General features: G+C 39.9%; 11 protein-coding genes. 10 read left to right on the top strand and 1 reads right to left on the bottom strand.

Features of this window, described 5'->3' with window-relative positions:
- Positions 1-270 precede the first annotated feature (270 nt).
- Complete coding sequence (locus JHD79_RS04470; protein ID WP_199118004.1) at positions 271-3,444, top strand: chemotaxis protein CheB; 3,174 nt, start codon at positions 271-273, stop codon at positions 3,442-3,444.
- A gap of 50 nt (positions 3,445-3,494) precedes the next feature.
- On the opposite strand, the gene JHD79_RS04465 is transcribed toward JHD79_RS04470, so the two are convergent.
- Positions 3,495-4,541 carry a GntR family transcriptional regulator gene (locus JHD79_RS04465; protein WP_199118003.1) on the bottom strand — a complete coding sequence of 349 codons (1,047 nt, stop codon included), beginning with the start codon at positions 4,539-4,541 and terminating at the stop codon, positions 3,495-3,497.
- Positions 4,542-4,835: 294 nt separating this feature from the next.
- Here JHD79_RS04465 and JHD79_RS04460 point away from each other — a divergent pair, with 294 nt between their 5' ends.
- From JHD79_RS04460 to JHD79_RS04420, 9 genes are all read left to right on the top strand, one after another.
- Positions 4,836-7,343: a glycoside hydrolase family 3 C-terminal domain-containing protein gene (locus tag JHD79_RS04460; RefSeq protein ID WP_199118002.1), complete on the top strand. Its 2,508-nt coding sequence runs from the start codon at positions 4,836-4,838 to the stop codon at positions 7,341-7,343.
- A 60-nt stretch (positions 7,344-7,403) separates the two neighbouring features.
- On the top strand, positions 7,404-10,547 hold the full coding sequence (locus tag JHD79_RS04455) for a TonB-dependent receptor (protein ID WP_199118001.1): 3,144 nt from the start codon (positions 7,404-7,406) through the stop codon (positions 10,545-10,547).
- Positions 10,548-10,572: 25 nt separating this feature from the next.
- The gene (locus JHD79_RS04450; protein WP_199118000.1) at positions 10,573-12,180 is read left to right on the top strand and encodes a RagB/SusD family nutrient uptake outer membrane protein; all 1,608 of its coding nucleotides are present in this window, start codon (positions 10,573-10,575) and stop codon (positions 12,178-12,180) included.
- 27 nt (positions 12,181-12,207) lie between these two features.
- Positions 12,208-13,086, top strand: a complete 879-nt coding sequence (locus JHD79_RS04445; protein WP_199117999.1) for a DUF5017 domain-containing protein — start codon at positions 12,208-12,210, stop codon at positions 13,084-13,086.
- 61 nt (positions 13,087-13,147) lie between these two features.
- A complete protein-coding gene (locus tag JHD79_RS04440; protein WP_233164562.1) occupies positions 13,148-15,772 on the top strand; it encodes a glycerophosphoryl diester phosphodiesterase in 2,625 nt (874 codons plus the stop codon).
- A complete protein-coding gene (locus JHD79_RS04435; RefSeq protein ID WP_199117998.1) occupies positions 15,772-19,233 on the top strand; it encodes a hypothetical protein in 3,462 nt (1,153 codons plus the stop codon). Before JHD79_RS04440 ends, JHD79_RS04435 begins: the two co-directional genes overlap by 1 nt.
- A gap of 95 nt (positions 19,234-19,328) precedes the next feature.
- Positions 19,329-20,684 (top strand): SGNH/GDSL hydrolase family protein, encoded by a 1,356-nt coding sequence (locus tag JHD79_RS04430; protein ID WP_370583303.1) that lies wholly within the window; start codon positions 19,329-19,331, stop codon positions 20,682-20,684.
- Positions 20,685-20,805: 121 nt separating this feature from the next.
- Positions 20,806-21,756: a DUF4886 domain-containing protein gene (locus tag JHD79_RS04425; protein WP_233164561.1), complete on the top strand. Its 951-nt coding sequence runs from the start codon at positions 20,806-20,808 to the stop codon at positions 21,754-21,756.
- Positions 21,757-21,920: 164 nt separating this feature from the next.
- A complete protein-coding gene (locus JHD79_RS04420; RefSeq protein WP_199117996.1) occupies positions 21,921-23,606 on the top strand; it encodes a sodium:solute symporter family protein in 1,686 nt (561 codons plus the stop codon).
- The last annotated feature ends 164 nt before the right edge of the window (positions 23,607-23,770 follow it).

Genomic DNA, 23,770 nt, shown 5'->3' with positions numbered 1-23,770 from the left:
AAACTTTGGGTAAGACGTTGTCGAATGTTTAGGTAGTGACAACTCAAATTTGACATTGAATTTTATTACAAGGTCATGAAAAAGTACCACCAATAACAACTTTCAAGATCCCGAAAATATTCGAAATCACATTTGATAGATCGATGCAAAGAATGTTAAGGGATTAAAATGTTGTTTAAAATAAGTTCCTCATCGTCAATAATTTGTATATTTATACGGTCAAGCTGAAACAGATTTTCTGATACGGTCAAGCTCTTAAAAATAAAATTTATGCTTTCAGATCACCCGAGTTATATCATTGCCATTGGTGCATCTGCCGGCGGCATGGAAGATATCAATGCTTTTTTTGATTATACGCCATTAGACGGAGTTTCTTATGTAGTTATACAGCATCTGTCAGCGGCTTATAAAAGCCACATGGTTGAACTACTTTCCCGGCATAGCAAATTGGTCGTTCAAGAAGCTAAAAATGGGATGACTGTCCGTGCTAATCAGGTCTACCTGATTCCTAACAATAAGTTTATGACTATCCATGATCATTGTTTATACCTAACTAATAAGAAAAGTGATAAAGGGCCTCATCTAACCATCAATACCTTTTTTAGTTCTCTTGCTATGCATAGTGGGAAAAAGGCCATTGGTGTTATCCTATCTGGTATGGGTTCGGATGGTGCAGAAGGGATTCGCGTCATAAAAATGGCTGGAGGGCTGGTGATTGCCCGAAATCCGGAAACGACAGAATTTGGAAGCATGCCTACCAGCGCCGTAAACACTGGTTTTGTCGATTTTCTATTGGAACCGGAACTCATGCCGGGAACTATAGAAGAGTATGTTAAATATACCAGTGAAGCTGGTGCGGAACAGGAAGATCAGGAGAATGTTGAAAAATACTTCAAAGGGATTATTGATCTGATAAAGGAGCAATTGCCGATGGACTTTTCGGATTATAAATTAAGTACCCTGCTCCGCAGGACAAAAAGAAGAGCAGCCTACCTCAAACTCACATTGAACAACTATCTTGAATTTTTAAAAGTAACACCCGATGAAATAGAGGCACTTGCAAGGGATTTTTTAATCAGTGTTACCTCTTTCTTCCGTGACCGGCAGGCATTTGATGTTATCAATGCTAAGGTTTTGCCAAACCTGCTAACTCAACTTTTACCCGGGGAGGAATTAAAGATCTGGATAGCTGGCTGTGCAACAGGAGAAGAGGCCTATTCCTTTGCCATAATGATTGCCGAACAGTTGACTGGGCCATATGAAGGTCTTACAGTGAAGATCTTTGCTACAGATATTGACAGTTTAGCCCTGAAACAAGCGGGTCAAGGGATCTATCAGGCAGGGATTACTAAGGACATAAGTGCTGAGCAAATAGGAAAATATTTTATTAAAGAAGGTGAAAATTATCGAATCTCACCAAGGATCAGGCAGATGGTTATTTTTGCCCAGCATGACATAGCTAGGAACCCGCCCTATTGCAATATGCATCTAATCAGTTGTCGGAATCTATTGATCTATATGACGCCAGTATTGCAGAAAAAAATATTCAGTATGTTACTATTCGGTTTAAAAATGGGCGGTTACCTATTTTTAGGCACCAGCGAAAATCCCTCTTCAATCATGAATAGTTTAGAGGTGGTTGATAAAAAATGGCGTTTGTATAAAAACCTTAAAGTTAAGCAGGATATTAGCTTTAGCACATTTTCAATGCCTGAATTATTGAGCATAAAACGGACAGAGTTGTCACGGCCAATGACATTTGCTAACATGACTAATCACACGCTTGCTGAAGCCATGAGTAATGCCTTAGCAGCCGAACAATCATATTTAGCAATTTGTGTTGACGAAAATAATCAAGTCTTGAAATCAATCGGCGATACCAATAAATACTTAATCAAACAAAATTTCAATTCCGACTTGGTGGCCCTTTTACCTAAAGCGCTAGCGATAGCATTTATTACTTTGAGAGTAAAGGTCTTGAAAACTAAGTCGCCGGTTAGTGTTATCGGTATCAAAGTCAAGCTCGATCAAAAACAGCTCGATGTCAACTTGTGTGTTAGCCCATTGATATTAAATAAGGATGGCCAGGTATTATTGCTAGTTACGTTCAGCGAGGGCAAAACTGATGGTGTTCCATCAAGCGAGGACAAGGTATTTGATGAAAAGGTCTACTATAACAAATATACGCTGAATTTGGAGGAAGAGCTGAAGGAAGTCAGAATTGGACTTAATTCGGCCTACGAAAAACTAGATGCATCGAATGAAAACATGCAGTCTTTTAGCGAGGAACTTATATCTGCTAACGAAGAGATGCAAAGTACAAATGAGGAAATGCAATCTGTTAATGAAGAGTTGAATACTATCAATTCGGATTACCAGCTAAAGAATAAAGAACTTTCTGAAGTCAATGATGACCTTAACAACTATTTCAGGAGTAACCTTAATGGTCAGTTGTTTGTGAATAAAGAACTGCTGTTAATGCGTTTTTCTCCCAGTGCAGCCAATCAGATTAACCTTATGGAAACAGATATAGGACGTCCGCTAAGTCAAATTACGACTAATATTAGACTGGAACCCATTATTGAAGATGTAAAAAAGATACTCATTGACAACGATGCAATCACCAAGGAAATCGAAACGACTAATAATCGTTGGTACCAGATTATGATTATGCCCTATGTGCAGCAGTCGGATCACAAGACCGTTGGTGCTATCATCACATTTAATGATATTACAGAACTAAAAAGGATACAATTAGAATTGGACAGGAAAAATGAAAGCCTGTTGCGCATTAATGCGGACCTGGATCGTTTTGTATTAACCGCCTCCCATGATCTCTTATCACCTTTAGGTAATATAGAAGGTAGCATTGGTATTATCAATACTCTGGATGCTAGTGACCCTGATATAGGAGTATTTATAAATATGATCGGTGAATCTGTTAAAAAGTTCCGCGAGTTGATAAAAAGCCTGTCTACTATTAGCAAAATAGAAAACGATTTGCGGGAACAGGTAGATATGGAAGAGCTAATTAAAAATATCGAATGGAGCTTAGAAGATAGAATTCGCTCAGCCGGTGCAGTTATAAAATGTGAACTTGAAGTGAAACACATTCTTTTTTCTAAAAAGAGTCTTCGTAGTATCCTTTATAATTTAGTGTCCAATGCGATTAAATTTAGACGTGAAGAATTACCAGTTGTCCATATCAAGACTGTCAATTACGGTGACGAGATTATACTTTCAGTGGAGGATAATGGTGCGGGCATGCCTGAAAATCAGCTTGACAAGATTTTTGATATGTATGGCCGGCTACAGAAAGAAATTGAAGGGCAAGGCATAGGCTTGTACCTGGCGAAAAAAATAGTAAATGCTGCAGACGGAAAAATTATTGTTGAAAGTGCTCTGGGAATGGGAAGTAAATTTACAATATATCTTAAAAATTGATTTAGATGTAGGTATAATGATATTGAAACAGTATGGCAGTCAGCAATAACCTAAAGCGAGTTTCTTAAAATAACCTTGGCAGGGTCACGCATTTTAACCACTTCCTTTTTCAATATGGCTTTGGCCGCTTCTTCGCCCATTTTATTAAAATCGGTACTGATTACGGTAATGCCATCTTCTAAAACTTCCTTAACTGCAGTATCGTTGTAGGAAAGCAAACCAATGTCCTTACCTAGTTTCCAGTCTTTTTTGCGAGCTATTTTGATCAGGGTCACATCATCCTGGTCATATCTACTAAAAGTGATGTAGGCATCTCCCTTTTTAGCAAACGAATCATCTATGGTATTGACGATGGTGTGTTTTTTCGAATTAAGTTTCGAGAATAATTCAAAACCATCAATCACTTCCTTGGCATGGAAAGCTTCCAGGGGAGCAACCAGCACCAACCTTGAATACTTTTCTAACTGTGGAAGTAATGCTGTAAGTGATTCTTGGATGTCGGTTTTATAGTCTTGGTAAATGCAGGTATAGTCGCCATCCAGATTTTTCTCCTGATAATCAATGATGATTCTTTTTTGAGGTGGAATGCGATTTAAGACTTCCTTTGTGTTTCCATGCAAAAAAGTAGTGATGACAAAGTGGGTGTAATTGGGAAGATTTTCGTCGATTAATTTCTCAAAAACCTTGAAGTTATGGTGGTGAAAATAAACGTCAATATCAGCTTTATCCTTAATGGTTTCTAAAAAGGAATGATAGATTCGATCCCTCAAAACGTTCATCTTATCAAGAATTAAACAGATGCGATAAGGATGGTACTGTTTTTTCTTTTTTACATAATATCCTTTTCGATATTCAGCCTCGATAATCCCTTTTTCCAAAAGGTAGTTTAAACCTTTTAAGGCAGTTTCCTTACTGATTTTCAGTTGCTCGGTCAATTGATTTAATGAAGGCAAACGATCATTAATTTTCAATTTGTTGGTTTCAATCAGGTGGTTAATATGCTCAGCAAGCTGAAGATATTTCATTCTGTGCGTAGAAACGTTCGGGGTAGCTTTTGCTGTCTTTTTAGTATGGTCCACTTTTATAGGTTTTTCCATGCAAAGCTAAGGGATATTTATGAAAAAAAGTCCATACCATACCAAACTAATCATAAAGCGCCTGTAGCTAGGTTTTATCGCAAATTTTAGCTTTAAAAACAAAAAAAATAAAATGTTTGATAATTAAGAATATTTTATACTTTTGTTTAACTAATTAAACCAAACCAAACCAAACCAGTTTCTCGACTGGATGTAGCCAAATATAATGATTAAGCCATGATGCTGTCAGTGTAACCAAATGGTGCTGTTAGCGATAGTAAGATCACTATAAAAAAAATATAAATTACTTTATCAATGACTAGATCAATTTCTTTTAAGCGCATATCCCTGTTCTTTTTTGTAATTTGCTGTGCTACAAATACCTATGCACAAGTGTATGCCAACAGTAAAGCTCCTGTAGAAGATCGAGTGAAAGCCATTTTGGTCCAAATGACGTTGGAAGAAAAACTAGATTATATTGGTGGATACAAAGGTTTTTACATTAGACCCATCCAACGATTGGGTTTGCCCGAAATTAAACTTACCGATGGTCCAGTAGGTACGCATAAAGATGGAAGAGCAGTAGCTTATCCAGCCAGTATTTTATCGGCAGCTACTTGGGACACCCGATTGATTACAAGGTTGGGCAAGGAGTTGGGTAGAGACTCAAAAGCACGTGGCGTACACATCTTGCTTGCGCCAGGGGTGAATATTGTGAGGGCACCTATGAGCGGAAGGAACTTTGAATATTTTAGTGAAGATCCATTCCTGAATTCGAGAATAGGGGTGAGTTACATTAAAGGGCTGCAAGGAGAAGGAGTAGTGGCCACGGTAAAACACTATGCAGCCAATAATCAGGAGTGGGATCGTAACAATGTAAGTTCAGATATTGATGAGCGTACCCTTCACGAAATTTATTTTCCTGCTTTTAAAGCAGCGGTTCAAGAAGCGAAAGCCGGATCGGTAATGAACAGCTATAATTTAGTAAATGGTGTTCATGCTACCCAAAGCGATTATCTGAATAATGAGATTTTAAAAGGGCTTTGGGGCTTTGATGGCTTTGTCATGTCAGACTGGTCATCAACCTATAATGGGGTAGAAGCTGCTAAAGGTGGTTTAGACTTGGAAATGCCCAGAGCAGTGCGAATGAATAAAAAAGATCTTGATTTGGCCATTAAAAATGGCGTGCTCAATGAAGAAGTGCTCAATGATAAGGTGAGAAGGATTTTGCGTATTATTTTCAGATTTGGTTTTTACGACAAGCCACAACTTGATGCCTCCATCCCAAAAGATAATCCTGATGGCGCAAAAGTAGCCCTTGATTTGGCTAGAGGCGGCATCGTGCTATTAAAGAATAGGAAACAAGTATTGCCATTATCTACAAACATTAAAACGTTAGCGGTAATTGGTCCCAATGCCGATGCTTATGTATCAGGTGGTGGTAGTTCCTATACTTTTCCATTTCATTCTGTTTCGGTGCTTAAAGGCATCCAAGAGTATTCAAAAGACATTAAGGTCATAGCATCTACTGGTTTACCTGTCCTTTCTGATCAGGTAGCCAAGTCGGTGTTTTACCATAATCCAAGTGCTCCAGTACGCGGCTTAAAAGCAGAATATTTTAACAACACCAAATTGTCTGGAACGCCTTTTAAAACAGCTATAGATACCATTGTAAGTATCAATAATGGCTGGCACATTGCGGCCGAGGGAAGAGGATTCCCTTTTGATCACTGCTCTATGCGCTGGACAGGTTTTGTTAAACCAGAAAAGAGCGGAAAATATAAGTTTACCGTAAAAGGTTTTGATGGTTTTAGGCTTGAAGTAGCAAACGAGAAAGTGATTGATCTTTGGAAAGACCAAGGCATTACCACTAAAAGTGTAAGCTTGCAATTAGAAGCTGGTAAGGAATATGCCGTAAAACTTGAATATTATGCTGGTCCACATCCAGTAGATATCAATTTTGCTTGGGCTCCAGATGTACTGGATTTCTCTGAAGCCATCAGTGCTGCAAAAAGTGCAGATGCAACCATTGTTTGTGTGGGCTTTAATGAAAGTAGTGAGCGTGAAGGAAATGACCGTCCGTTTGAATTGCCTGATTACCAAGATAGCTTGATCAATGTGATTGCAGGTCTTAACCCTAAAACGATTGTAGTTTTAAATGCGGGTGGCAATGTGGACATGGAAAAATGGATTTCCAAAGTGCCAGGATTGTTGTTTGCCTGGTATCCTGGACAAGAGGGCGGAACAGCCATTGCAGAAATACTTTTTGGGAAAACCAATCCAAGTGGAAAACTTCCGATCAGTTTTGAGAAAAAATGGGAAGATAACCCTGCTTTTAACTATTATTACGACGAGGCTAATAGTAAAAGGGTGAGTTACAAAGAAGGTATATTTATGGGCTATCGTTATTACGACTCAAAGCATGTAGCACCTCAGTTTCCTTTCGGTTTTGGATTGTCTTACACCTCTTTTAAATACAGTGATCTGAAAGTTACGGTAAGTAGCAAAGGGAAATCGCCCCAAGCCATAGTGAGCTTTAAGCTTAGCAATACAGGAAATAGCGATGGTGCAGAAGTGGCGCAGCTTTATGTGAGAGATGTAGTAAGTCCAGTACCACGACCTTTTAAAGAGCTTAAAGGCTTCTCGAAGGTGTTTTTGAAAAAGGGCGAAACAAAAACCATTACCCTTAAACTGGATGAATTGGCTTTTGCTTACTACAAAACCAAGCTTAAAAAATTTGGATATGATCCAGGTGCATTTGAAATCCTGATCGGGTCATCTTCCGCAAATATTCATTTAAAGAAAGCAATTGCTCTAAAATAGACTGCCTTAAGCTAATAGGGCGAAGTTTTAACCAAATATGTTGTACTAACCAAATATGTAATGAAGTTTTATGTTGTTTTAATCTGTGCCGTTTTGAGTTTTCAAAATGTGAATGCACTAAAGCGCCTCAAATCTAATACTACACCCGCACCAGTGTACATTACTGGTACGGTAACCGATGATATGGGTGAACTATTACCAGGTGTCAACGTTAAATTAAAAGGAACCAACAGCACAACACAAACTAATAGCGATGGTACTTTTAAGTTTGCTATTCCAGAGCCAAAAGGTACCTTGGTGTTCTCTTACACGGGCTTTATCACTAAAGAAGTAATCATTACCGCTGCTACCGTTTACCGTATAAAATTGACCAAGGATTTAAAAGTTTTGGACGAGATTGTAGTGATCGGCTATGGTACTACTACGAAAAGAGATTTAACAGGAGCCGTAAGTCAGGTGAGCATAGAGGATTTGCAAAAAGCGCCCGTAGCCTCGTTAGAAGATGCTTTAGCAGGTAGGGTTGCAGGGGTTCAGGTGACGGCATCAGACGGTCAACCAGGAGCACCTATGCAAATTTCCATCAGGGGAAATAACTCCATCACACAAAGCAATTCACCTTTGTATGTCATTGACGGCTTTCCCATTGAAGATCCAACCAACAACATCATTAACCCAGCCGAGGTAGAATCGATCGATATCTTGAAAGATGCTTCTGCAACTGCTATTTATGGTGCTAGGGGGGCTAATGGTGTTATTATCATCACCACCAAAAAGGGAAAGATAGGCGATCCTACCATTTCTTATCAGAACTATTTTGGATTTCAGCAAAACCTTAAACAGCAGGAGTTATTAAGTCCTTATGAGTTTGTTAAATATCAACTGGAATTTAATTCGGCCGTTTACACCCCCATCTATCTTAAAGATGGAAGGGATTTAGAATACTATAGAAATGTACCAGGAATCAACTGGCAAGATAAAGTATTCAGAACCGCACCGATGCAAAACCATTTCTTATCCATTAATGGCGGTACCGATAAAACCAGATATTCCATTTCGGGTTCTGTTTTAAATCAGGATGGGATTATCGTTAACAGTGGCTTTAACCGATATCAGGGTCGAATTGTATTGGATCAGACCATTAACCCTAAGCTTAAAGTCGGCGTAAATCTTAATTATTCTAATACAAAAACCTATGGTACCATTGCTACAGAGCAAAATGGTAGTGCCACCGCCAGCTTAATGTACAGTGTTTGGGGCTACAGGCCTATTACTGGCGATGCCTTGACCGATGAACAATTGGTAGAGCAACCTTTTGATCCAGATGTGAACCCTACGGCAGAATATCGCATCAACCCAGCCATATCTACCCGAAATGAATATAATCCTTCTTTTGTGAATGCGATATTGGCCAATGCTTATGCCGAATATAAGTTCCTGAACTATTTCACCTTTAAGGCATCTGGTGGAATTACCAAAAGGGATACGAGGAAAGAAATATTTAACAATTCAAACACCAGATCGGGTAATCCACTTTCAAGTAGTAACGGGGTAAATGGCTCGATTATGAATTACGATGTGAATAATTATTTGAGTGAAAATACCATCACTTTTAAGCGAAATATTAGGAAGGTTCATAACATCAATGCGCTTGCAGGTTTTACCCTTCAACAAATATCAAGTTTCAGCTCTGGTTTTGCGGCTACGCAAGTACCTAATGAATCCTTAGGCATTAGCGGATTGGAAGAAGGAATTCCTAGTCGTATATATTCTACCAGTTCAAAATCGGCGTTAATGTCATTCCTAACAAGGTTGAACTATAGTTATAAATCTAGGTATTTGTTCACGGCTTCATTCAGGGCAGATGGTTCTTCTAAATTTGCTCCTGGGAACAAATGGGCTTATTTCCCTTCGGGCTCTTTCGCTTGGGTAGTGAGCGACGAATCTTTTATGAAAAGAATCAAGCCCATTACAAGTGCTAAATTAAGGGCCAGCTACGGTTTAACTGGAAACAACAGAGTGACTGATTTTGCTTATTTATCATCATACCAAATTATTTCCAACTCTGGCTATAACTTTAACAACAGTCCAGTGAACGGATCCATTCCAAATCTTTTAGGAAACAAAAACTTAAAGTGGGAAACTACCGCTCAAGCTGATATTGGCTTAGATTTGAGTTTATTGAAAAATCGCATTTCTGTAACGGCAGACTACTATGATAAAAGAACCTACGATTTGCTGATCAATTCATCGTTAGCTCCTTCGCAAGGCTTTTTAAATGGGATGCGCAACATTGGTAAAGTAGGCAACAAAGGTTTTGAATTTACTTTGAACACCACCAATATAAAGAATAAAACTTTCTCGTGGAACAGTAGCTTTAACATTTCCTTTAACCGAAATAAAGTATTAGAATTAACGGAGGAAGACCCATCCATCTTATCTAGAATCAACTGGGGCAACTTCAACAATGCCTATCCTTACATTGCTATTCCAGGGCGCCCAATAGGACAATTTTATGGTTACGTTTGGGATGGCGTGTATCAGTACAGTGATTTTAACCAGTTGGCCAATGGCAGTTATGTGCTAAAAGATAATGTGCCTAACAACGGTCAGTCCAGAGCAACCGTACAGCCTGGTTTTATCAAATACAAAGACATTAATGGCGATGGACAAGTAAACGGCTATGATCAAACCATTATTGGCGATCCTAATCCAATCCATACGGGTGGTTTTTCTAATAATTTCACCTATAAAGGATTTGACCTTAATATCTTCTTTCAATGGTCGTATGGCAATGAATTACTGAATGCCAATCGGATTGAATTTGAAGGTGGCGAAAATAGAAACTCATTAAACATGTTTGCTTCTTATGCTAACCGCTGGACACCAGAGAACCAAACCAACGAACTTTATAAAGTGTACGGACAAGGGCCATTGGTTTATTCGTCCAGAACCATTGAAGACGGCTCGTACCTAAGGTTAAAAACGGTTTCTTTGGGCTATACGCTAAGCCAGTCGCTGCTTAAAAAGTTAAAGATTAAAAACTTTAGGGTTTATGCTTCTGGTCAGAATTTACTGACCTGGACCAATTATTCAGGGCTCGATCCAGAGGTTTCTACTTATGCTTCGGCGCTTACCCCTGGCTTTGATTGGTCGGCCTACCCAAAAGCAAGAACCATCATTTTTGGAATTAACCTTACATTATAAATCATAATCACTTAAAAAATTGAACATGAAAAGGATTATTTATTTGATGTGCATCTTACTGATCTTGCCGTTTACTTCCTGCAAGAAATTTTTAGAAACAGAACCTACTGATTTCAAAACGCCAGAAAATCATTTTAATACCGAAAGCGAACTGAATACCGCTTTGGTAGGCGTATATAATAAATTGGCCGATGAAAGAACTTACCGTAGAGGTTTGTTTACCTACTTGGCCATTAGCGATGAGTTTTTTTACCGCAATGTTTCCACGGCTTCCATTTATGTATTAGATTTTGACGCGGCACATGTGGATATCGGCAGGTTTTGGGAAGCGCTTTACCAAGGCATTGACCGTGCCAATGCAGTGCTTGAAAACATCAATAAACCAGTGATGGACGAGCAGAGACGAAACAATGTGCGTGGAGAAGCATTATTTTTAAGAGCGTATTACTATTTTTTATTGGCAGATAATTTTGGTGGTGTGCCATTGAAATTGACTTCTACTAAAATTCCAACAGAAGTTCCACTGCCTAGATCACCACTTAAAGACGTGTACGCACAGATTTTAAAAGATATGACGGAAGCATACCCTTTGGTGCTGGATATTAAAAAAGACCCTGCTGATAAAACAGATACAGGTATTGAATACAGTGAGAGAATAACAAAATCTGCGGTAGCGGGCATATTGGCTAAAGTTTGTTTAACCATGGCAGGACAGCCCTTAAATGACCAGTCGAAATATACTGAAGCCCTGCAATGGTCTGAAAAAGTAATCAACTCAGGCCGACATGCTTTAAATACCGACTACAAACAGATTTTCATTAACGCTGCCAAAGACTTACAGGATCCTAAGGAGTGTATTTGGGAAGTTGGTTTTTATGGAAATAATACGGGTAGCTTTATGCAAGGTGGTACCCTGGGAATTAGCAATGGCATTACCAGTACAGATTTGGTTGATCCAGGATATTCTACGGGAAGTATCAACACTACTGCCCGTTTGTATAATTTATACGATGCCACAGATGTACGACGTGACTGGTGTATAGCGCCATTTAGGTACACTACTACCAATAACGTGACTACCCAAACGGCTTGGACTACCGCACAAATTTACGACCGTAACATTGGTAAATGGCGTAGAACTTATGAAAGTTTAATGCCTAAAACAAAAGATTTTAATGCCGTTAATTTTCCTGTATTGCGCTATTCAGATGTGTTGTTGATGTATGCCGAAGCGGCCAACGCCATTAATAATGGACCTAATGCTTTAGCAGAAAACTATCTGAACCAAGTAAGAAGAAGAGGCCACAACAAACCCGTAAACGTCGCAGACCCTACGGTGGATGTGGCCACAGGCTTAGCTCCAGCTAAATTTTTGGAAGAAATTCAAAATGAAAGAGCCAGAGAGTTTGCTTTTGAGGGGATGAGACAACATGACTTAAAACGTTGGGGCATTTACGTGACCAAAATGAATACCTTGGCAACGGAGATTACCGCAAGCGCACCATCTAACTGGAGATATGCAAGCTCGGCAGGTAAAAACACCTCGGCCAGAAATCTCCTTTTCCCAATTCCAAATTCAGAATTGGTGCTTAATCCAGGGATTGGCGTTCATGATCAAAATCCTGGCTGGTAAAATTTGATGACCATAAAAATTAAAAAAATGAAACACTTGATTTTTGCGATAAGTACTTTATTGGTTGTCTTATCGGGATGTGCAAAAGATACAGTAGAAACGCCTGAATTTGAGGTGAACACTACCGCCTTAACCTATAAAGTTGGTGAAGAAATAACCTTTAAATTTTCAGGAAATCCAGATAACATTACCTTCTTTTCTGGAGAAGATGGAAAGAAATATGAGTTCCGTAACCGTACCTCATTGCCTGGTAAGTTGCAAGTTCAATTTACCTCTTTGGTAGATAGGGGGGTGAGACAAAACCTTTCGTTAATGGTTACTTCAGACATTACCGGAGCCATTAATGCCACTACCGTTAGTGAAGCAAAATGGACCGATGTTTCCAGTCGTGCAGTATTTTCTACTGGTGCGGATAATACGCCTTCTGGGGCCATCGATTTATCTGATTTTTCAGATCTCGGAAAACCAATTTCTGTGGCATTTAAATACACAGATGTGAAAACCGCCGCCCAACAAAACCGTTGGGTCATCCGTACTTTTAATGCCAATTCGGTTCGTGGTACTTCGATTACGCCATTGGCCGTGATGGCAGATGCAGGTTGGGTGGGGATTAACTATAAGAACCCAGCAGCAGTATGGACCATTACCAGCGCACAGTTATTGATGTATGGTGGTGCAGTAGGTTCAGACGATAATGAAGATTGGGTGGTGTCTAAACAATTAGATCCAAATTTCATCAAGTCAGACGTAGGTTATGTGCTTAAAAATATCAGCACACAGCCTTCGGATTTTATTTACAAATATGATAAAGCAGGTGTATATAAAGTTTCCTTCTTGGTTTCAAACAGGTTGGGTTCGTCTGTTAAAGAAACCGTAAAAGAATTGACATTAAATATTGTTCAGTAACATACAATGACGCCTTAAAATACATCACTCACGTTAAAACAAAAATACCCATTGCTTAGCCATGACTTTTAAGAAAAAAAATGCGTTTTATATTGGCCTTTTGAGCTGCCTTATCCTCATCGCCTTCAGTAATATTGCTTGGCGAAGTAGTGAGGAGGTAATGCTGAAAGGATCAAAACTGGACTTTCGATGGAAAAAAGGAGAGAAAGGGTGGCGCATTACCAATATTGCAGTTAAAGGCCAACAAAATTGGATACAGGTGCCTAATCCAGAGGGGAATTATACATTGCTTTATACGGCCGTTAAACCAGATACGGTGGAGGCTCCCTTGTTTGATAAAAATGGCAAAAAGTCAAATTTCCCTGAACCTATTTACAAGTACATTACTTCTCATTGGAGTCAGGTCACGCAATCGGTGCAGTTAAATACTGCGGGGGAGGCTATTCATTTCTATCCAGATCAGATCACCAAAAATAAGGATCAATCCCTCAGCTTCTCTAAAGAAACAGGAACGGCAAGCGTCAATGCTTTATGGCAAATTGATCCAAAATTTCCTACAGATATTACGGTTAAAATAACCTTGAAAGCCAATAAAGACGGCTATTATTCTATCGCAAGCCCAACCTTGTCAACGGTTTCAAATGACCAACTCTCTTGGGGTTTAATGCCTGGATACTTTCAGGGAGCAGCGGTGGAAAAAGACTTGGTAAAAGCTTATGCCTATGGTCAAGGCATCCCAGATAGACCAATTGTGGTAAGAGAACGTACCGCAAGTACACTTTCGCCATTGATCAGTTCAAAAAATGGGGTAACCATGGCTGTTATTCCAGAGCCAGGCACAGGAAGAAACCCTTGGAGCAAAGATAAAAATACCCATAATGAATGGTTGTTGGGGCTTTCGCTCATGAATAGGGAGGCAAAACTTTCTCCAACGGCTTATCATCCAGTATTAGGACAAAAAGGATCCTTCCTTAAAAAAGGAGAAACTACAAGCTTTACTTTTAGGTACTCGCTTCAAGCCGCAGATTGGTATACGGTATTTAAACACGCCGTTTATGATATTTATCGTTTTAAGGACTTTTTGGACTTAAAGCAAACTTCGCAATCGCTAACAGACCGCATTTTGGCCATGCATAAATACGTGGTCGACGACAAGACCTCTATGTGGCGTACCGAACAGTATAAAAATTTAACGATTGGTGCGCAGGCCTATCTAGGCGGCGTGTTGGGGTCAGATAAAGATGCGATGAAAAATTCCGATTACGGAGCAATGTGGATGCTTTCAAGTATCATGAAAGACTCCGTTTTACAGCAACAACGTTTACCGTTTGCCCGTAATTTCAAATTGCTTCAACAAGAGGAGAAGCCAGGTTTTTTTGAAGGCTCTGCTGCGGGGCAATATTACTTATCTAAAAGCAAAAAGTTTACAGAAGAGTGGGGGCCATATGTTGAACCTATTGGCGTAACCTATTATACCATGATGGATATCGGCAACATCTTGTTGTTTGAACCAGGCGATGCCGAATTAAAAGATAAACTAAGGAAAGGTGCAGAGCGATTGTTGGCTTGGCAAGGGCAGCAGGGCGAATGGGCGGTAGCTTACGACCATGCCTCCGAGAAGCAACTCTTTACAGAACTTCAAGATTTACGACCAACGTTTTACGGATTGTTAATTGCCTATCGAGTTTTGGGAGATCAAAAATATTTGACAGCAGCTTGTAAAGGTGCAGATTGGTATATCAAACAAGCGGTGGATAGCGGTCATTTTTTAGGCGTTTGCGGTGATACCAGATTTGTGCAAGATTTTGCCACGGGACAAAGTATCCAAGCATTATTGGATCTTTACGAACTGACCAAAAAGGACCTTTATCTAAAATCGGCCATTAAAGCAGCTAAATTTTATACCACCTCTATTTATACGCATCCCATTCCTACTAAAGAGGTGAAAACGGTAAAAGGCATTAGTCGACAAGATTGGGAAATTAGCCAAGTAGGCTTAAGCTTCGAACATGGCGGAAGCATAGGCTCTGCCAACTCCCTTGGACCAATTTTACTGGCCAGTCATGCAGGCTTATTTGTGCGTATTTACGAGCTCACCAAAGATCCTATTTATTTAGATATGGCAAGAGCAGCTGCATGGGGCCGCGATGCTTTTGTGGACAAAAAAACAAGTGTAGCTTCTTATTATTGGACGGCTATGAATGCTGGGCCAGGCTCATTTCCGCATCACGCTTGGTGGCAAATTGGTTGGATCACCGACTATCTTTTGTCTGAGGCAAAACTACGTTCTTATGGTGAAGTTTCCTTTCCAAGAGGATTTATTACGCCAAAAGTAGGGCCGCATCAAAGTTATGGCTTTGCACAAGGGAAAATATATAACATGCCTGCTTCGTTAATGCTTAGTGATGGTTTGCTCAAAGCAGACAGCCCTTACTTGGATTATATCGAAGCCATCAACACAGATCAGAAAAAATGCTTTTTGGTTTTGCTCAATAACAGCAACAAACTGCTAAACACACAAATCCATATTAACCCCGAGAAAATTCAGGGGGCTTCGGTAAGCAAAATAAAAAGTGCGGTGTTTATGGACCCTGCTTCAAAAAAGCAAAAATTAGCCGCTACTGATCAAATATGGAATATCGAAATTGAAGCTTATGGTTTAAAAGTGATTGCCTTAAATTATTGATGATGAAACAAGGGGTTAATGCTGATACAAAGTATTTGAAAATAGGTTTTACGATATTGTTTGCTTGCTTTTTTGCTGTAAATACTCACGGACAAGCACCAATAAATTACCTGATAGAAGCAGAAGATTTTCAATTTCCAGGCGGATGGGCTTTTGGTAAAGAAGCAGGAACAAATGTTTCTGGAAAAGGAGCGCTCATTGGATCTGCTGCTGCTGAACCCACTGCTGACGCATTTACCATGGTTAAAATAGCCAATAAGGGCATTTACTTTGTGTGGACCAAATCAAGAGACTACGCTGAAAATAAACCAGGAACAAGAAAATATCTTTTGATCTGTAATGATGAGCCAGTGAGTACAGAATCTGGAGCTCATTTAAAAGAAGGATATTATTGGGAAAAAGTAGGCAAAGTGACTTTAAATGCCGGCGAAAATCTGCTAAGGCTAAAAAATACCAAGTTAAGTTTTGCCCGCTGCGATGCTATTTTTTTTACCACCGATGAATCTTTTGACCCTAACCAAAAAGAGCAATCGCTCAATAGCTATTATTTAAAACCTGTACAGGTTGCTCAAAGCCAAGCGCAGGTAAATATCACTACGCCAATTCGCTTCACTAAAAAAGAAAAAGTACTTGGTACATTAACCAATGGCAAGCTAAAACTGACCATACAAGAAGTTTTGGATGCTAAGACAAACAAAAAACAGATTGTTACCCTCTCCGAAGTTTTTCAGGATAACAAATGGGTAAGCCTTAGCCAAAATACAGAAGAAAATAGGATTTTCCTGTTAAGAGCTAAGAAACCTAAAATCGAATTTGGGCCCTATTATGCCTCTTGGAAAAATGCATCGAGCATCACCACCTTTTCTTCCAACGGAAAAACTTATCAGGTAATGGATCCAAATGGCGCTAAAAATCCATTTTTCTCTGGCGATTTGCTTTTGTGCAAACCAACATCCATTACACAAATATCGTCCGAAGAAATTAAAATTATCTATTTAACCGAAGAAGGAAATGAGGTAAAAAGCACTTGGAAACTAAAACCCGAGTCGGCCAATTACGAATTGAGTTTGGAGTACGCAGCCACAGAGGAAGGTTTTTACAGTTTTGTAGTTTCGGCTTTTCAAGCTGTTGCGGCCAATAGCGTAAAAAATGTGCAGTTGCCTCCCATGTTCAACTATACCCGCATTCCGCAGGAACCGCTATTGGTGCCTAGTGCCATGACACCCCAACCTTTGGCCATTGTAGAGGTAGTCAATACAGGTAAACCCCTAAGCTTATTTGTGTCGGGCGTAGCCGATGAATTTCCTTTAGATTGGGCAAAAGATGTGAGCTCACGCATGGGTTTTTCACTTAAAAATGAGTTTAACGAAGTACAGCCCGTGGCTTTTGCGCCAGTGCTCGGTTTAAGCGATTCGAAATTGTTGAAAGGAGCCACTTTAAAAAGAAAATTCAACATTGGAGCAGTTGCTGGCAATTGGAATGAGGCTTTGGTCTATATCTCTAACCATATTTATCAGGTAAAAGATTATCGCCTACAAGATTCGACCTCTTTAACCAATGCTGCCTTTAACATCATCGATCTTATCAAAAATGAGGATGCTTCGGGATGGAACCCAAAGCTGAAAGGCTTTTATGATATAGAGGCTGATCCTAAAATTGCGCCAACCGTAGCACAATCATCGCCTTTGGCCATTATTTCAGCCTCGGTACTTGGTAAAGATGAAGATTTGTACCTGACCCGTGCCTTGCCAACCATAGAATACACCCTTTCGCGTAGTGCATTCAGATGGGCAACTGGTGTAGGCGCACCGTATAATCCTACAAAGCAGTCGCTCGAATTAAATCCTTACAAAAACGTACAATTTAACACGGCTTATTTCGAATCGCTTAACCAACTGTTAGGACAGAAAAACCCTTGGTTGCTGCAAGTTGCCATGCCAGACCAGCTACCTCGCAAACTTTCGGGCTACTCGGTAAACATCCCTGCATGGACGCAGGAATTAGCCGCATACCGGCTTACAAAAGATAAGAAATGGCTTAATGAGGCCGTTTCGCATGCCAAAGAGTTTGTACAAAATGAGGTGTATGGCGCCAAAAGTAATCTGCTTACCGCTCAACCATTTTATAACACCTCGTTTTATCCCTATTGGTGGGACTTGATGGATCTTTATGAAGTGACTAAAGATGCTTCGTTTGCAAAGGCAGCAGAGTATGCTTCATTTTTCACCATTGCGGGCATCCTTTCATATCCAACGGTTGAAGATAAAATGCAATTAATCCACGAAGGCAATCAGTATGAAGGGAATACCAATTTATGGTGGAAAAATGGCGATAAATTTCGTTTGGGCTTTCCCCGTCGTGCTGGAGATGTGAAAGAGAAGGAAGTTCCACAATCTTTAATTTCTCCTGTAGGACTTGGTTTAGAGCAACCGAGCACCTTCTTTTTGCCGAATAAAAACGTTCGCCATATTTTCATGTCAACCTGGGCACCGCATTTGCTGCGGATGGCTGAATATAATAAACGTGATATTTTCGAAATATACGCTCGTAACTCTATTATTGGACGTTTTTCTGGCTACCCTGGTTATTATGCCACAGGTTTTACTGACCTTACTTACCGTGCCGAATATCCTTACAAAGGACCAGATATCAATTCAATTTACTATCATCATATTGCTCCGCATCTTGCTTTTACCTTAGATTTTTTAGTGACCGAAGCCGTACAAAGATCGCATGGACATATCAGTTTTCCTTGGGGCAAGCAAGAAGGTTTTGTTTGGTTTAACAACCGAATTTATGGTGGTGGAAAAGGAACCATTTACGACGATGCCGATGCCAGTATCTGGTTGAAAAAAGGCTTGGTCAGCATTGACATCCCCGAAATCAATTACCTTACGGCTAAATCAAAGGACCGTTTTTGGGTCATCTTATTAAACGAATCCAGCAAGCAACAACAGTTTAACCTTACGCTTAATGTCAACGAAATAGGGATTAAAAACACGGGGATTAAACTTTATCAAGGTCAAACTTCTGAACCAATAGGTGCACTGTCTGCTGAGCATAAAATAAAAGCAACAGTAGCTGGGAAAGGTATGGTCGCTTATTCTTTCCCACTTCAAACAAACAAGGTAGAAAAAGAACTTTTGCCAGTAAAGGAGGGAATGAAAGAAATTAATTTAGGAGCGCCTTGGGGCACCTTGTACGCTTTCAGAATTCGCTCTCCATTTGGTTGGGATTCTATTTATACCTATTTGAGTACTTCACCAATAACAGGTGCGGAGGCAGAGTTGGTCATCAATGATGATGCGTCTACTGGGGTTAAATGTTTGGCTTATCCTTATGAATGGTCCTTTAATAAAATCGATCCACATCAACCTGTGAGCATTAGTGTAAACCTAAAAAGCAAAGATAAGAACGAAGTACGCCAGGTTCACCTCACCTTAGAAGGCGTAAAACCATAACACCATAAATAAACTTGACGATGTTTTATAAAAAAGCTTGTTTAATCTTCGGATTGATGCTCTCTTTAGCTGGTTATGCGCAAAAAAACACAACTGTGAGTAAAGAAACTCAAGAAAGGGAGCGGCTTATTGCGGCCAGTCAAGCGGGGGCATTGCCGTTATTTTTTGATCCTTTAGTATCAGGAACACCTGCAATTACACCTGGCACTTTTAATGATCCCAATGATTTTTTTGTACGAAAAGGGCTTCCCAATTTTTTTAACAAGGCAAAAAAGAAACAACCCTTAGTGATAGGGTACATAGGCGGAAGCATTACCCGTGGCATTAACTTGTACAGAATGCAATCGGCCAAGTTTATCCAAGAGATGTATCCTAATACCAAAATGCAGTTTATTAATGCAGGGATATCAGGTACAGGAACTGATTTGGGTGCCTGTAGGATTCAGGAGCAAGTGCTGCAGTACAAACCTGATTTGGTTTTTGTGGAGTTTGCTGTTAACAATGCTTTTGCAGAAGGAATGGAAGGCATCATTCGCCAAATATGGAAAGCCAACCCTTTAACGGATATTTGTTTGCTATACACCATTTACAGTGGACAGACCAAAACCTACTCCAGCGGAAAAATTCCTCCAAATATTCTCGGACTGGAAAAATTAGCGGATCATTACCAAATACCTTCGGTACATATGGGCCTTGAAGCAAGTATGCTCGAAAAAGAAGATAAGCTCCTTTGGAAGGCACCAGCGGGAACCAAAACAGACAAGATCGTTTTCTCTAACGACGGTACACATCCTGTGGAAGCAGGAGGGAACCTATACGCACAGGCAATTGCACGTTCGTTCCTTAAAATGCAGAACTACGCCGAAAATAAAAAGCACGAATTGCCAAAGCCCTTATTGGCAGATAATTGGGAAGAGGCGAAAATGCTCGCTCCATCTGTCGCTCAGTTTAGCAAGGGCTGGACTAAGTTTGATCCCAATGGATTGGCAGATTTTAAGCAGTTTGCAGGCTGGTTCCCTTATGTAATGAAGGCCGAAAAATCTGGAGAATACTTCACGTTTAAATTTAAGGGCAACATGATCGGCTTTTTTGACATTGGTGGGCCAGAAGTGGGGCAGCTCACTTTAGAAATTGATGGAAAGAAAACAACCATCCATAAACAGGCAGGAACACTGGTGTTAAAAACCCAAACAGCAAACAATACCGAAGACCTGATCAACAGATTTAACTTCTATTGCAATAACAGGTATAGGGGACAGGCAGAATTTTTTGAGTTACCAGATGGCATACATACGGTGAAGTTTACCGTGTCTGATATTATTCCCGACAAAAAGCAGATTTTGGGAGAAAGCCAATCGGCGGATATTACTGCTAATCCAGCTAAATATAATAAAACGGTGGCCTACATTGGAAAAATTTTGATCAAAGGTGAGCTACTTCCTCTGAATTGATTTTGAAAATTAGAAATAATTCATAAATTTGATTTTTAACCATACCAGACCAAACCAGTTTGCTTTTCGTTGAGGACTTTAATTGACAAGCTACGTATTGAATTCAAAAATTATTACACAAATGAACTACACTAAAATGATCGTACAAAAGATCGAACATGCCAAAAAGATTTTCTTTTGGGCAATTGCCCTCATGCTGTTAAGCAATTTTACCTATGGGCAAACCAAAAACGATACCCTTCGCATATTTTTGATTGGCAATAGCTTTTCTCAAAATGCATCTGCCTACTTGCCCGAAATGGCTAAAGAAAAAGGAAAGCATTTGATCATTGGTAGGGCCGAATTAGGTGGTCATTCATTGGAGCAGCACTGGAAATACGTGGAGGCAGCAGAGACCAATCCGGAAAGTGCAGAAGGCAGACCGTATAAAGGAAAATCTTTACGTACGCTCCTGTCAGAAGGGAAGTGGGATATTGTTACTTTACAACAAGCTTCTTATCTTTCTGCAGATAAAGAAAGCTATACACCTTATGCCCAAAAGCTTTACGACTTCGTTAAGTCCATTCAGCCAAAAGCAGAGGTGGTACTACACCAAACTTGGGCCTATCGCTCTGATGCAAAAACTTTTGGTAGGGTAGCTACTGGACAGTTGGCGCAAAATCAGATGGAAATGTGGCAAAAATCTAGAGAGGCCTATCATGCTGCGGCCAAGCAACTGAAAGTAAGAATAATTCCAGTAGGAGATGCTTTTGAAGAGGTGGCTACTGGCGCAGAATATGCTTATAAAAAAGATACTGCATTCGACTTTGCCAATCCAACCTATCCTAATCTTCCAAATCAGATCAATTCGTTGAACATGGGTTATTCTTGGAAAAACAATAAGGAATTTACTTTTGACGCCAACCACGCTAACGAAGCAGGAAGGTACTTAGGCGGATTGATTTGGTATGCTTTTCTATTTAAAGACTCTCCTGAAAACATCCAATTTGTACCAAATAAAGTTCCTGCAGATTTTGCAAAGTATTTGAGAAAAGTAGCTGCACAAACCATTAAGAACTCAAATAAAAAATAGTTTAGGTGAATTGGGGATGTATTAGAGATGAACTTTTTAAACCCCGTCATTGCGAGGTACGAAGCAATCTTACAACAATCGCTAATCAATAAAACTGAGATTGCTTCGTACCTCGCAATGACGTTTAATACCCCTAACTTTTAAATATCAATACTTAATTAAGAATGAACTCGCTAATAGATACCTCCGTCATCGTTGTTTTCTCCGTATTTATCATGGTAATTGGTCTGCTGTTCTCGCGGACTGGCCGTAACCTCAAGTCGTTTTTCGCGGGCGGCGAAGCAGTGCCTTGGTTCATCGGAGGTTTATCGCTGTTCATGAGCTTTTTCTCAGCAGGTACCTTTGTGGCATGGGGTTCCATTGCTTATAAGTATGGTTGGGTTGCCGTTACCATTCAGTGGACCATGTGTATTGGTGGCTTGGTGACAGGTTTGTACCTAGCGCCCAAATGGAAAGCCACTGGAAGCTTAACGGCAGCAGAATTTATCAAAGAAAGACTTGGCGAGAAAGTTCAAAAAAGCTTCATCTACATCTTTATGTTGGTGTCACTGTTCATCAAAGGCTCGGTGTTATATTCAGTTTCTAAATTAGTGGGCTCCTCTCTCGAATTCCCATTAGTGCCTGTAACCGTGGTATTGGGTATCTTGATGATTGCTTACACCGCGGTAGGTGGTTTGTGGGCGGTAATGGTCACCGACATTTTGCAGTTTGTGATTTTAACGGCAGCGGTGCTGTTGATTATCCCTCTAGCTTTTACGGAAGCGGGTGGTGTACAGAATTTCTTAACCAAAGTTCCCGATGATTTTTTCCAGCCTGTTAACGGCGAATACACTTGGGGATTTATTGGTGCTTTTGCCTTGTATCACATTTTTTATATTGGCGGTAATTGGACTTTTGTGCAACGTTACACCAGTGTAGATACACCAAAATCGGCTTCTAAAGTAGCGTTTCTTTTTGCGGGCTTGTATATCTTAAGTCCAGTATTGTGGATGTTGCCACCCATGATTTACCAAACCATTAATCCTGGTTTATCAGGGATCGAAACCGAAAATGCCTACCTTATGGTTTGTAAACAAGTACTGCCTGCAGGTTTGATGGGTTTGATTTTAACCGGTATGTATTTTTCTACTTCGGCATCTGCAAATACCGCATTAAATGTAGTTTCTGCAGTATTTACCAATGATATTTATAAAGGCAACATTAACCCTGGTGCAAGCGATAAACAGTTAATGAAAGTAGCCCGTACTTCTTCTTGGTGCTTTGGTTTCGGGATGATTGCCATCGCCTTAATTGTCCCCTATATTGGTGGTATTGTAGAATTTACGTTAAGTGTTGGTGCGATTACTGGCGGTCCATTATTAGCGCCACCAATATGGGCTTTGTTCTCCAAGCGAATTACTGGAAAGGCAACTATTTTGGTGACCATGATTAGCTTAACCGTGAACCTGTTATTTAAAATAGTACTACCATTGGTGCTTGATTATAAATTAAGTCGTGCAAATGAGATGCTACTAGGGGTATTACTACCATTTATTTTATTGATCATTTACGAGACATATGCCGCATCAAAGGGATGGATCAGCAAAGAATACTTGCTATTGCAGGAGCGTAAAGCCCTGCGTAAAGCAACGGTTGTACAAGTCGACGAAGAAGAACTTGCTGAGACTAGAAAGCAGAATAAATTTGGTTTACAGGTCATCTCGTTTTCGTTGGCATTTATTGCGTTGTTGCTGTTTGTACTCTGTGCTTTTACAGCAAAAGCAACAGGTATGGTGGCAGTCATTGCAACAATCATTTTGTTGAGCGCATTAATTCCATTTAGCGCTTCCAGAAAAACAGCGGTGAGATAATATAAGCTGTTACTGAAATAGCTTCAAAGCCTGATTATTTTTGAATAACCAGGCTTTGAAGCACAAAACCTTTCATCAGAACGTCATTTCAGTGAAAACGGGAACCTTAAACGTCATAAAATCTACTATAGCTTTACGATCACGAAATAAATTTGTTTTGCGGC

The sequence above is a fragment of the Pedobacter sp. ASV28 genome (assembly GCF_016428855.1).
Lineage (GTDB): Bacteria > Bacteroidota > Bacteroidia > Sphingobacteriales > Sphingobacteriaceae > Pedobacter.
This window is presented reverse-complemented; position numbering and strand designations above follow the sequence as displayed.

Bases quoted from the DNA above. Each gene is read 5' to 3' on its own strand.
- JHD79_RS04435 (WP_199117998.1), top strand. From the start codon at position 15,772: ATGATGAAACAAGGGGTTAATGCTGATACAAAGTATTTGAAAATAGGT.
- JHD79_RS04465 (WP_199118003.1), bottom strand. From the start codon at position 4,541: ATGGAAAAACCTATAAAAGTGGACCATACTAAAAAGACAGCAAAAGCT.
- JHD79_RS04450 (WP_199118000.1), top strand. From the start codon at position 10,573: ATGAAAAGGATTATTTATTTGATGTGCATCTTACTGATCTTGCCGTTT.
- JHD79_RS04455 (WP_199118001.1), top strand. From the start codon at position 7,404: ATGAAGTTTTATGTTGTTTTAATCTGTGCCGTTTTGAGTTTTCAAAAT.
- JHD79_RS04420 (WP_199117996.1), top strand. From the start codon at position 21,921: ATGAACTCGCTAATAGATACCTCCGTCATCGTTGTTTTCTCCGTATTT.
- JHD79_RS04460 (WP_199118002.1), top strand. From the start codon at position 4,836: ATGACTAGATCAATTTCTTTTAAGCGCATATCCCTGTTCTTTTTTGTA.
- JHD79_RS04470 (WP_199118004.1), top strand. From the start codon at position 271: ATGCTTTCAGATCACCCGAGTTATATCATTGCCATTGGTGCATCTGCC.
- JHD79_RS04440 (WP_233164562.1), top strand. From the start codon at position 13,148: ATGACTTTTAAGAAAAAAAATGCGTTTTATATTGGCCTTTTGAGCTGC.
- JHD79_RS04445 (WP_199117999.1), top strand. From the start codon at position 12,208: ATGAAACACTTGATTTTTGCGATAAGTACTTTATTGGTTGTCTTATCG.
- JHD79_RS04425 (WP_233164561.1), top strand. From the start codon at position 20,806: ATGAACTACACTAAAATGATCGTACAAAAGATCGAACATGCCAAAAAG.